Source organism: Morganella psychrotolerans (assembly GCF_001676155.1).
Lineage (GTDB): Bacteria > Pseudomonadota > Gammaproteobacteria > Enterobacterales > Enterobacteriaceae > Morganella > Morganella psychrotolerans.
The window spans coordinates 347,544-359,553 of sequence record NZ_LZEW01000012.1; the positions used below are offsets into that span (position 1 = coordinate 347,544).

General features: G+C 44.0%; 12 protein-coding genes. 8 read left to right on the plus strand and 4 right to left on the minus strand.

Annotated elements, in window-relative coordinates:
- Nucleotides 1-205 precede the first annotated feature (205 nt).
- Both AYY16_RS11990 and AYY16_RS21705 read right to left on the minus strand, forming a co-directional pair.
- Nucleotides 206-562, minus strand: coding sequence for a hypothetical protein (locus AYY16_RS11990; RefSeq protein WP_156664998.1), 357 nt, complete (start codon nucleotides 560-562; stop codon nucleotides 206-208).
- Nucleotides 563-729: 167 nt separating this feature from the next.
- Nucleotides 730-843, minus strand: a complete 114-nt coding sequence (locus AYY16_RS21705) for a hypothetical protein (RefSeq protein WP_156665007.1) — start codon at nucleotides 841-843, stop codon at nucleotides 730-732.
- 516 nt (nucleotides 844-1,359) lie between these two features.
- On the opposite strand from AYY16_RS21705, the gene AYY16_RS11995 reads away from it, so the two are divergent.
- From AYY16_RS11995 to AYY16_RS12005, 3 genes are read left to right on the plus strand one after another with little or no spacing between them, the layout of a single operon-like run.
- Entirely contained in the window at nucleotides 1,360-1,755 is a 396-nt protein-coding gene (locus AYY16_RS11995) for a type III secretion system chaperone (protein ID WP_067366681.1), read from the plus strand.
- 14 nt (nucleotides 1,756-1,769) lie between these two features.
- Nucleotides 1,770-3,017 carry a protein-tyrosine phosphatase family protein gene (locus AYY16_RS12000; RefSeq protein ID WP_082970713.1) on the plus strand — a complete coding sequence of 416 codons (1,248 nt, stop codon included), beginning with the start codon at nucleotides 1,770-1,772 and terminating at the stop codon, nucleotides 3,015-3,017.
- A 21-nt stretch (nucleotides 3,018-3,038) separates the two neighbouring features.
- Nucleotides 3,039-3,767: a hypothetical protein gene (locus tag AYY16_RS12005; protein WP_067366686.1), complete on the plus strand. Its 729-nt coding sequence runs from the start codon at nucleotides 3,039-3,041 to the stop codon at nucleotides 3,765-3,767.
- A 53-nt stretch (nucleotides 3,768-3,820) separates the two neighbouring features.
- Here AYY16_RS12005 and AYY16_RS12010 read toward each other — a convergent pair whose 3' ends face one another.
- The gene (locus AYY16_RS12010; RefSeq protein ID WP_067366689.1) at nucleotides 3,821-4,735 is read right to left on the minus strand and encodes an EamA family transporter; all 915 of its coding nucleotides are present in this window, start codon (nucleotides 4,733-4,735) and stop codon (nucleotides 3,821-3,823) included.
- Nucleotides 4,736-5,346: 611 nt separating this feature from the next.
- On the opposite strand from AYY16_RS12010, the gene fdhF reads away from it, so the two are divergent.
- Nucleotides 5,347-7,500: a formate dehydrogenase subunit alpha gene (gene fdhF / locus AYY16_RS12020; RefSeq protein ID WP_082970714.1), complete on the plus strand. Its 2,154-nt coding sequence runs from the start codon at nucleotides 5,347-5,349 to the stop codon at nucleotides 7,498-7,500.
- 243 nt (nucleotides 7,501-7,743) lie between these two features.
- On the opposite strand, the gene AYY16_RS12025 is transcribed toward fdhF, so the two are convergent.
- On the minus strand, nucleotides 7,744-9,381 hold the full coding sequence (locus AYY16_RS12025) for a sigma 54-interacting transcriptional regulator (RefSeq protein ID WP_223861220.1): 1,638 nt from the start codon (nucleotides 9,379-9,381) through the stop codon (nucleotides 7,744-7,746).
- A gap of 411 nt (nucleotides 9,382-9,792) precedes the next feature.
- Here AYY16_RS12025 and hydN point away from each other — a divergent pair, with 411 nt between their 5' ends.
- The 4 genes from hydN (at nucleotide 9,793) to AYY16_RS12045 (ending at nucleotide 11,566) form a co-directional block, all read left to right on the plus strand.
- On the plus strand, nucleotides 9,793-10,341 hold the full coding sequence (gene hydN, locus AYY16_RS12030; RefSeq protein WP_067366703.1) for an electron transport protein HydN: 549 nt from the start codon (nucleotides 9,793-9,795) through the stop codon (nucleotides 10,339-10,341).
- 10 nt (nucleotides 10,342-10,351) lie between these two features.
- A complete protein-coding gene (hypA, locus tag AYY16_RS12035) occupies nucleotides 10,352-10,693 on the plus strand; it encodes a hydrogenase maturation nickel metallochaperone HypA (protein WP_067366705.1) in 342 nt (113 codons plus the stop codon).
- A 36-nt stretch (nucleotides 10,694-10,729) separates the two neighbouring features.
- Entirely contained in the window at nucleotides 10,730-11,002 is a 273-nt protein-coding gene (hybG, locus tag AYY16_RS12040; protein WP_067366708.1) for a hydrogenase maturation factor HybG, read from the plus strand.
- 345 nt (nucleotides 11,003-11,347) lie between these two features.
- Nucleotides 11,348-11,566 carry a hypothetical protein gene (locus AYY16_RS12045; protein ID WP_150384924.1) on the plus strand — a complete coding sequence of 73 codons (219 nt, stop codon included), beginning with the start codon at nucleotides 11,348-11,350 and terminating at the stop codon, nucleotides 11,564-11,566.
- Nucleotides 11,567-12,010 lie beyond the last annotated feature (444 nt).

A 12,010-nucleotide genomic window follows, 5' to 3' on the forward strand; every position in this document is an offset into this window, starting at 1 on the left:
TCCCATCGTTCCGATCGCGTTTGTGTTAATTTATTTCAATAATGTTAGATTAATCACTGTTAGTGCAATGTAGCGTGTTTGTGGTTTCAGGCAGGTGATAAGTGCGTCTGGAAAATGATAAAAAGAGGACATTCACAGAGTGAATGCCCCGAAAGAGAAACATAGAACATGAATATCTTTTCTGATTAATATTTATATTATTATTTCACTTATTGTTACTGTCATCAGGCGTTTTTGTAGTAACAGAAAGATGAGCATCAGAGAAAAAGAAACGTGGTGTGTTTGTTATCGGGGTTGATTTTAAAAGCACCCTATTTTTGATCTCTTCTCTTACTTCATCAAATTTAACCGCACCGGAGTTTTCACCATAAAATTTATCACATAATAATGTATTGAATATGTTTTCAGATATACTATGATAAATATCAGATCTGACTGACATTCTTTCTGTTAATAATGCTGTTTTATATAATCCCTGAAAGCTTGCCAGTTCTTTTTGCTTGTTTTGTATGACTTCAATATCTGATTTTTGATTTTTAATATTATTTATGATTTCATCCATTTTCATTAGCATTATATTTTCAATTTCATCAGGAATGGCGCTGTCTATATTTATATTGATTATTTTTTTTATTCAGATCGTTGTCATTGAGTATTGTCTGAAGTATCGATGAATTTGCACATCTGCAATCAAGTTTTTCATTCTTAAAGTATTCGTTATGTATCTCATTAAATAGATTTTTTTTTAGCATCACTACCAATTTTTGCGTGGTTTCCTCTGCACGTTTGGTCGATGGTCCGGTTGATAAATGCTGAGATAAACGTAGTTCTTTCTTGTTCAATCCACTTTTTTTATACCTTGATTTAAGTTTTTTTCTGTACGTGATATAAAATCGCTATCCGGTATTTCACCTGGTTTTATCATCGGTATATTTGTTCTGCTGACTGTTATCAGTATGTTTTTACTAAGTTCCCTTGTATCGGTTGTTAATGTGTTTTTATTAAGGTTGAATTTCATGGTTGTGTTTTGAATGTAATTTATTCTTTCAGATAATTTTTTTAAAATTAAGTGAGTTTAATATTTTACCTTCAATTTTAGGTGATGGTATTTCAATGTTTACCTGGTATCCCGGAATATCACTCATTCTCATCTTGTCATCCTCATTATATTGTTTGATTCTTAATTATGTCTATTTTTATTATTATTTCTTTAATAAAACAAATATTAGAGTTTCTTGTTGTATTTTGTTTTTATATGTTTTGTTGTAATAATAAACTTATAGTATGAGTTAAATGTAAAAGCATGATTTTGATTGTTTGTCATAATATCGGCATTATCTGAACAATAAAGGAATCGACATGCCGGATTTAGTATCATTTCACCGTATTGCCATGATGCTGCTGCGCCATATTGGTCTGGACGCTCCGCCACCGGCGGCAGATCAACATACTTTTATGTTAACCATTGATGAACGCTATTCTCTGTCCCTTACCATCATTGATGCATCAGACTGGTATATCTCAGCGAATGTAGGTGAGTTACCACACATTACACAAAGTGATGAATTGATGCGGAATATCATGAAGCTGAATGCATTAACGCAGCTTGCCGGGCAGCCGGTTATTTCACTTAATGAAAAAGAAGAGTGGGTTATCTGGAGCCGTTTGCCGCTGAGCGGAACGGAAGACAGCCAGGTAATTGAGTTATTCGAGTATTTATTAAAATCAGCAGATTATCTGTTGGATCTCCATTAATCATAAAAGGAATTATGATGCCTAATATTCATCAGCAATTATCTGTGCATAGCCGGCAGGGGCAGGAACAATCTCCTCCGCCTTTACCACCTAAAACACAGCATCAGGGGCGGACGATGGTGTTACAGGCGTCACAAAGCCGTCCTCCTGCACCTTTGCCCCGCCCGGAACATTCTCTTTTTGATAATGTTCCGTTACGCCAGCATCATACAACTGCGGGTTCAAATCATCGTAATGCGGTGTATGACACTTGCGTACCAACTACCGCCCTTATGCAACCGCCATCCCGCCCGGCACCGGTTCCTCCGTCACGGGTACATGAATTTATGCAGCCCCCGTCTTTTCATGCACCATCACCGCCATCATCACAGGAACGCGCCAGAATGCCGTTACCGGGAGAGGGGGCGCATTTATCACTGGCACAACGCAGAGCGGCACCTCAACTGACACCTTTCGTTCCGGATATGAAAACGGGCATGTCGGGAAATGCATTTAAGCAATTGGAAATAAAAACATCAGACCGGCTTGATCCGGATAATTTTATTGCCAGAACCAATCATCAACGCTTTGGTAATATTGATACCTGCGCAGCAACCCGGTTGTTTACACCGCAAGGCAAAGGTCTGCCTGCAAACCAAATGAAGGTTGACGGGATAGATCTGGCGATGCGCAGTCAGTACCCTAAACCAGAAGGACTTCGCGACCATCTATGTATGCTGGCAGATCAAAAACCGGCGGTATTGGTTGTGCTTTCTTCTGATAAGGATATTGAGGGCAGGAGGCTTCCTGCGTATTTCAAAGAAAGTGATCAATATAGCGATGTTTCTGTCGCATGCAAATTTAACCCGGCAGCGCGTACTGCAATGGCAGGTAACCTGGAATTGCATAATTACCGGATAGAAATAACAGTAAACGGCAAAACAACACCTATATCGGTTATACATGTTAATAACTGGGAAGACTGCACCACCGTTGATTCTTCGGCACTGACGAAACTGGTTTCAGGTATTAATCAGAAAATTGAGCAGAAGGTTAAACAAGACAGTAGTTACAACCCTCAGCCATTTATTCATTGCAGTGCCGGAATCGGTCGTACCGGCGTTGTTGCCGGTGCGATGGAAATATTGAAGCCTGGTAATAAGAACACGCCGGAGGAAATAGTTTTGCAACTACGTGAAACCGGTTGTTCAAAAATGGTACAGACTTCAGATCAGTTCAATACGCTGATAAATCTGCATAAAGAAGTAAAATCCGGATCTTAAAACACCATAAAGGGAGTTACTATGGGACCTGTACAGGGAACACAAGGACATCAGGCGATTCAGACCCTGAATAATGATACATACGGCTCAACCGGCAGTAGCAGTTCATCGTCGTATGTCAGTTCATCCGGGATAAAATCAATCTTATCAAATGCCTGGAATGCCATTAAATCTGCGTTTTCCAATGTGCTTTCGTCATTCGGTAATCACCTCGCCGGACAGCAGGGCAGCGCAAAACCGGGCAGAGAAATAACCATAGATATGGCTTCGCGTCCGCTTCCGCAGATTCCCGGAAAAGCGGCTGAAAGTGAGTATGCGGAAATTAGCTTCGGTACGGCTGAACAGGCTGTAGTAAAAACAACACAGGAATTGTTATCACGGTCACTGCCGCCGATTCCTGTGGACGATGACGGAGGTCACTACGCAGCAGCCAATTTTGACGGGGAGTCACAGGAACTACCTGTGCTACGTGATGAATCAACATCTGAACCGATCTATGCCACAGTGAATAAACATGCAGCGCTGAGTGAAGCAGAGCAGGCAAAAATTAATCTGTGGGAAGGGATAACAGATGGTTGCGGGTCTGAAGCACCGCCGGTGCCGGGGTATACAGACAGAACACCGATTTATACACAGACGCCGGAGAATGATCTGCGGGGAGAGAGTGATTACGCCGATCCGCGTGAATTACTGTTTGGTGAAGACATGCTGCGGCAGCGTTATATGAGTGAAATGATGAAAAATCAGTAACAGATTAAATACCCCGTGCAATGATAGTTGAACGGGGTATTTTTACCTGTGTATCAGGATACGTTTCGCGGACGGATAATCATAGACACCAGCCGCTTGCCAAACACAGTCAAAATCAGCCCTGCCATAATAAAGCCAAGACCGGCGAACTGCATCATGGTGATGGTTTCACCCAGCAACAGCGCGCTACTGGCAATCCCCGCGAACGGTACGAGTAAGGCAAAGGGTGTGACCCGCCAGGTTTCATAGCGACCTAATAAACGGCTCCATAATGTGTAACCGACAAAGGTGGAGAGATAGGCAAGATACATAATCGCGCCCACGGTCAGCAGGCTGATATGAGAGATGCTGCTGATAATCGCGTCCGCACCTTCAACATACAGTGACATCAGAAGAAACGGGATAATCGGCACCAGTGCGCTCCATGCCACCAGGGACATTCCGTTACAGTCCGGCGTTTCTTTCATAATCAGTCGGTTGCAGATATTACCACATGCCCAGGAAAAGCCGCCCGCCAGAGTCATCATCAGCGCCATAAAAGGAATATCTGTCAGGCTGCCGGAATCTCCGCCTTTTGCCAGCACAGTCAGACCAACAACCGCGACAATAATACCAACCACCTGGCTGAATTTAAGTGACTCTTTGAGGATCAACCCGCCGAGCACGATAGTGAAAAAAACCTGAGACTGGAGTACGACAGAGGCAATACCAGCCGGCATTCCGGCTTTTACGGCACTGAATAAAAACGCAAACTGACCGAAGCAGATTGTCAGACCGTAGATAACCAGGCGATTGAGGGCAATTTTCGGGCGCGGAATAAAAAATACGGCAGGGATCGCCACAAACAGAAAGCGCAGCATACCGAGGAATAATGGCGGAATACCGGTTACCCCCACTTTAATGACCACGAAATTCACCCCCCAAATCACGGCAACCAGCAGGGCGATTAAAATATCATTAACTTTCATATCAGGTATTTATCTCTCTTTTATTATTTTGATAATACACGGAGCCACGCGCATTATCAGGCGGGAAAGAGTAGCAAAATTAAGTCTTTATCATTGTATACCCTTATTCATTCAAACTGCAGGTTCGTTGGCTGCACTCAGCCAGCCGGGTCACATAGTTTATCTATGTTCCCAGTCTGGCTTCCTTTGCCGCCTGCCTGCATCTTGAATGACGTTGAGTATAGAGCAGCGCCCCGGAACCGATATCGACAATCAGGGCGAAATTATTCGTAAACTGTTATGAAATACGGAAAAAACCGGGGCAGAGATGATTGATCACCATCATCATATACTTCTTTATCACAGTTATAATTCATCATGCAATTGTAAAGTTCCTGCCGGTGTCAGTGTCATCACCTGATAACGGTGATAAAAGTTCGACATTTTTGACGAGTCCGTCCACACCGTCGCCCGTCACAGTCACTAATTATAAAAACAAGATAAAAATAATACAAAAACATTCAATGGGTTAAGGAAATTCGGTTTAAATCTTAAAACTGGCATAAACCCTGCATGATTAGTGGCGATAAGGCGGTATTTATCCGCTAAGATACGATATAGGAGCAATGTTGATGGAAAAAATCATCACCGTCTGCCCGTATTGCGCCTCTGGTTGTAAAATTAACCTGAAGGTGGAGAACGGGAAGATCATTGGCGCGGAGGGCGCAAATGGTCACACTAATGAAGGAGAGCTCTGCCTGAAAGGGTATTACGGCTGGGACTTCATTCATGACACCAAGATTTTAACCCCCCGCTTAAAAAGTCCGATGATCCGCCGCGAACGCGGTGGAAAACTGGAACCGGTTTCCTGGGAAGAGGCGATTGAGTTTGCCAGTTCCCGTCTGTTGGCTATCAAAGAGAAGTACGGCCCGAAAGCGATTATGACTACCGGGTCATCCCGTGGTCCGGGTAATGAAGCTAACTTTGTGATGCAAAAATTCGTACGTGCAGCGGTCGGTAGTAATAATATCGACTGCTGTGCGCGTGTCTGACACGGCCCTTCGGTTGCAGGTCTGCAGCGTTCGGTCGGTAATGGCGCAATGAGTAATTCAATCGTTGAGATTGAAGATACCAAATGTATTTTTGTCTTCGGTTACAATGCCGCAGACTCACACCCTATCGTCGCCCGTCGTATTCTTAAAGCGAAAGAGAAAGGTGCCCAGATTATTGTTTGTGATCCGCGTTATATTGAAACTGCGCGTATTGCAGATATTCACTTACCACTGAAAAACGGCTCTAACATTGCGCTTATCAATGCATTCGCGCATGTTATTATCGAAGAGAATCTGCAAGATAAAGCCTTTATCGATGTACATACAGAGCAATTCGATACGTATCGCGAGTTAGTTGCGCCATACACACCGGAATCAGTGGAAGCGACAACCGGTCTTAAAGCCGATGATATCCGCAGAACTGCCCGCATGTATGCGAAAGCTGAAAATGCCGTCATTCTGTGGGGTATGGGTGTTACGCAGTTCTATCAGGGTGTGGAAACTGTCCGCGCACTGACCAGTCTGGCGTTACTGACCGGTAACATGGGTAAACCGCATGTCGGTGTCGGCCCTGTCCGTGGTCAGAATAACGTTCAGGGTGCCTGTGATATGGGCGCACTGCCGAATACACTGCCGGGTTATCAGTATGTGGAAGATAAAGCATCACTGGAGAAATTCGCCAAATTCTGGGGCATTGATAAAATGCCGGAAGAATTAGGTATTCCGTTAAGTGAAGTTCCGCACTTTATTGATGAGGGCGTGCTGAAAGCACACTACGTGATGGGTGAAGATCCGCTTCAGACTGAGCCGGATCTGGCAACTATCCGTCGTACCTTCGACAAACTGGAACTGCTGATAGTCCAGGATATCTTTATGACCAAAACGGCGGCAATTGCTGACGTTATTTTCCCTGCCACATCCTGGGGTGAACATGAAGGTGTTTATACGGCAGCGGATCGCGGCTTCCAGCGCTTCTATAAAGCGGTTGAGCCGGTCGGTGATGTGAAAAAAGACTGGGAAATTATCAGTCTGATGTCCACCGCGATGGGTTACCCGATGCACTACAATAACACCAAAGAGATTTGGGATGAGTTACGTGAACTCTGCCCTATCTATTATGGTGCGACGTACGAAAAAATGGCAGATCTCGCGTATATCCAGTGGCCGTGCCGTGACGTTGATGACAGTGACCAGGGAACAGAATACCTGTATGACGGCGGGCAGTTTGATACCCCGAACGGCAAAGGGCAGTTCTATACCTGTGACTGGCATCCGCCGATTGACAAACTGAGTGATGAATATCCGATGGTACTGGCAACAGTCCGCGAAGTCGGTCACTACTCTTGTCGTTCAATGACCGGTAACTGTAAAGCACTGGCTGCACTGGCAGATGAACCTGGTTTTGTTCAGATCAATACAGCTGATGCGAAAGAGCTGGGCATTAAAGATCAGGAACTGGTTTGGGTGTCATCCCGTCAGGGTAAAGTTATCACCCGTGCGAACGTCAACGATCGTCCTAACAAAGGGGCGATTTACATGACTTACCAGTGGTGGATTGGTGCGTGTAATGAGCTGGTGGCAGAAAACCTCAGCCCGATTACCAAAACACCGGAATATAAATACTGTGCGGTGCGCATTGAACCTATTGCGGATCAGCATAAGGCTGAACATTATGTTGTTCAGGAATATACCGCTATTAAACGCCGTCTGCGTGAAGCAGCGGAAGGGTGTTAATTCCGTCGTCGTAATATGATAAAAAAACCAGCGCTCAGAAATGACCGCTGGTTTTTTTATTTTCTATAATTTAATTATTAAACTAACAATTAAACGGTATTAATTCAGTTTCTGATTTCTGGTAACAATGTCGTGCATAAAGAATAAATGAACATATTGCGACAGGTATTTTGTTTAATTGCGAAATACTTTTTCTTGAGACGCATTCTTATTTAAAAAATCATTATAAAAACAAATATCAGATTAATGATTATCTTCTTCAAATATATCCTGTACGGAAATACCTAACCGTTGCATGCGGGATAATAACGTGGTGCGTTTCAGTCCCAGACGCGTTGCGGCTCCCCGCGCCCCGGCGACCACACCATTGGTGGCTTTCAGTGCATCAATAATCCGGTCCCGCTCTTCATCATCATTTTCCGGTGCGGTGGTCTGCATCCGTTTTTCCAGTGAACTTGGTGTTTCAAGCGCCGTTTTCAGGCGGGAAAGCTTTGGGATATTAAGCTCATGCAGCTGAATATTCAGTGTGTTACCGCGTGTAAGGATAACCGCCCGCTCAATCACATTTTCCAGCTCGCGCACATTACCGGGCCACGGATAACGGGCCAGTTTTTCCAGTGAATCGCGGGGAATGCAGTCAATTTTCCGGTTCATCCGCTGTGCAATTTTTTGTGTGAACCAGGTCGCCAGCAACGGAATATCCTCCGGACGGTCGCGCAGCGGCGGGATCCAGATAGGGAACACATTCAGGCGATAGTAGAGATCTTCACGGAACTCACGGTCGTCCGTCATGGATTTCAGGTTACGGTTAGTGGCGGCAATCAGCCGGACATCGACCGGGATAACCTTATTACCACCGATCCGCTCAATCTCCCGCTCCTGTAATACCCGCAGCAATTTTGGCTGGAGATCTAACGGCATATCACCGATTTCATCCAGGAACAGGGTGCTTTTATCTGCCATTTCAAAGCGGCCGATATGGGTTGTGGCAGCTCCGGTAAACGCGCCTTTATCATGCCCGAACAGGTCGCTTTCCAGCAATCCTGACGGGATGGCCGCACAGTTCATTTTAATCATACTGCGGTGATGGCGGGCGCTCAGGCGATGGATTGCCCGGGCGATAAGTTCTTTCCCGGTGCCGGTTTCACCGAGGATAAGCACGGTGCTGTCACTGTTGGCAACCAGGTCCACCTGCTCAAGAATGTTGCGCATGGCATCACTCTGGAAAATGATTTCACTGAAGCTTTCATTATTATGAATCTGTTCATTCAGCCACAGATTTTCATGTTTCAGGCTGTCTTTCAGACGGGTAATTTCCCCGTAAGCCGCCGCATTATCGACAGCAATCGCAAACCGGGCTGCAATTTGTTTCAGTAAATTACAGCTGTCATCCGTGAAAACAGTATTGTTTTCATGGGATAACACCAAAACACCAAGTGGTTTATGGTTAAAGGCCAGTGGCAGCAGCAGTGTTTCTGACATTCCCTGGGCGCAGACATGCTGATACAGCGGATCTTGCGTTCCGCTGTTGAGTGTCAGGCGCATAGGCTGATTACTGTCAAGCACCTGCGCCAGATCCGGATGCAGTTCATTCAGATGATACAGTGTTTTCTCAACCGGCTTAGAACGCTGGTAATAGCTTGAATAACAAAGGTATACAGCAGAACTGTAGTTGTCGCACAGTGCAATACTTATCTGGCTCAGTCCGAAAAACCGGTGAATTTCACGCGATACTTCAGCAACTAATCCATCCATCTCCAGATGGGACAGGACAGAATTTGTGATATCAACCAATATTCTGTACTGGTCACGTTCATGGCGTATGTGTTCGGTCTTTTCAGTATTGTCCACAACGTCTCCGCTCGTCTTCGTCTTCATCATTCCTGATCCGACGGTTTGCTCTTAAAAATAATCCTGCTCTGAATAGTTTTAGGTATAAATAAGTTTCAGAGAGGTAATAACCATTATTGTAATGACTCTATAAAAAAAAGAATATCGTTGTCTGATTTAAGTTTGATCCAATCCCCTATTTTTCTCCGGGGTGAAAACTTAATATATTATGACACATAACGATAAAAACATTATCGTCAAAAATGTCGAATTATGTGACGACTATTTTTAGTATGGTACACAGTTCGACAGCACTATTTATTAATACGCTGATTTCACTGGTTTTTAAAAAAAATGCAAAACTGGCACGATGCATGCTTGTTTCCTGATTATTCTAATCAGAAGATGGCTGCACCGGGAATGCCGGGTGTGAGGTCGTCGTGTATCATTCAGGAGAGTATGATGAACCGTTTCATCATTGCAGACCCAAAAAAATGTATTGGCTGTCACACCTGTGAAGTCGCTTGTGTCGTTGCCCACCAAGAGCAGGAAACCGGTATTGAAACCATGGTTAAGGATGGTTTTTTCCCCCGTATCCATGTGATGAAAGGGTACACTATCAGTACGGCGGTTGTATGCCGTCAGTGTGAAGATGCGCCGTGTGCCAATGTTTGCCCGAACGGCGCTATCAGTCGTAAAGATGATTTTGTTTATGTCGATCAGTCAAAATGCATCGGCTGTAAAACCTGTGTTATTGCCTGTCCTTACGGCACAATGGAAGTGATCAGCCGTCCGGTTGCGCAGATGGCCACCGCACTGAATACTATCCCGCAGTATCGTGCTGAAGCCCATAAGTGTGATCTTTGTAATACCCGTGCGGGCGGTCCTGCATGTGTGGAAGTATGTCCGACACAAGCATTGATCGTTGTTGACCGTAATCGTATGGATGAGATTGTAAAAGAGCGTCGTCGGCGTGCAGCATTTGAAATGCCGGCTGACCTGATGTCCTGAGGCCCGGCTGATGCATGAAGTTACGTTATGTCAGAATGCGCTTGATATTATTGAACAGCAGGCAAAACAGAGCGGGGCGCAGCGCGTTACCGGCGTCTGGCTTGAACTGAGTACCGTATCCTGTATTGAAAAGGATGCACTGCATTTTTGTTTTGATATCGTTTGCCGTGATTCGGTGGCGGAAGGTGCTGAGCTGCATGTTACCATTGTACCGGCACAAGCCTGGTGTCGTGATTGTCAGAAGACAGTCAGTGTGCCCGGGTTAAGTACCGGGTGTACGCATTGCGGCAGCCATAATCTTCAGGTAGACAGCAGCGACGCCATGCAGGTGAAGCAAATCGAAATTGAATAGTCCCGTAAGGGCATTTTAGCAAATCAGGAGCCGGTTATGTGTTTAGGTATTCCCGGGCAAATTGTCACTGTAGGTGAATCTGCGACAGACAATGCGCAAGTTGAAGTATGTGGTGTCAGACGGGATGTGAATATCGCGCTGGTTTGTGAAGGTGAAACGGCCGCTATGCTGGGTAAATGGGTATTAGTGCATGTTGGTTTTGCGATGAGCATTATTGATGAGCAGGAAGCCCGCGATACACTGGATGCTTTGCTGGCAATGGAAAGTGTTGAAGAAGATGTTTCTTATTTTTTGCGTGGTAACGCATAGCGTTCCTGATATTTTTTCGATTTTTATAAAAAAACACCCGAAACATCATCGGGTGTTTTTTTTTTATTACTATGATTTTATTGGTTAATATTTGTACGTAATAATCACTGCGTTTAAATATAAGCAGTATTAATATTTAATGTTTGTATTTATAGAGGAAAATACTTTTCATCGTGAATTAAATAACCATTTAGAACTTTGTTTCTTTATATTTCCGGGACTATAATACGCCCACGCTACATTACTTATGTAGCGAAACCAAAAGTGGCGGTAAGCATATTATCGCAGTACTTTAATACGGATATATCACATTATATTGCCCGGGAAGGGCGTAAAGGATTAAAAATGAAAGAATTAAACATCGTTGAAGTTAATGCAGTTTCTGGTGCCGGCCGTCTTCAGGACGCTATGACTTCATTTGGTGGCCGTATCGGTACTAAATTTGGCGGGGAAAAAGGCGCAGCACTGGTTGCTGGTCTGGGTAACAAACTGGGCGGCCGTGTTGAAACTGCTCTGAAAGGTATCCCTGTTGTTGGTAAACTGATCGGTAAATTATTAGGTTAATTACCGCTTTTTTTATGAACAAAGCAATAACAAAAGTTAGTCTTATATTTTTGAAAACGTCTTTTTGTATAAACGTTAATCTTTATTTCTGAACAGGTCCTGTCAGAAAAGAATAATCTGATTTTTTGTTATGTATAAACCCGCATATATGCGGGTTTTTTGTTTTTTTCTTATCGCACAATTATCTGGTTTGTGCTAAAAATTAATTATAAAATTAAACAGTAGTGATATTGAACACCTGTGATTTAACCCGGTAGTATGAAACTTCATTATATGTTCACGACGTTTTCATCCCTGTATCAATTCGGTTACCGGTTATTTACCGGACAATAAAACTACCCGGATGACAGACCATAATGATAGATTCTGAATTATCTGAGCGGAATGGTACTCGCATTAAGTACTGTATTTATGGTTTCATGGTTTCTGAGAGATAAAACCGAG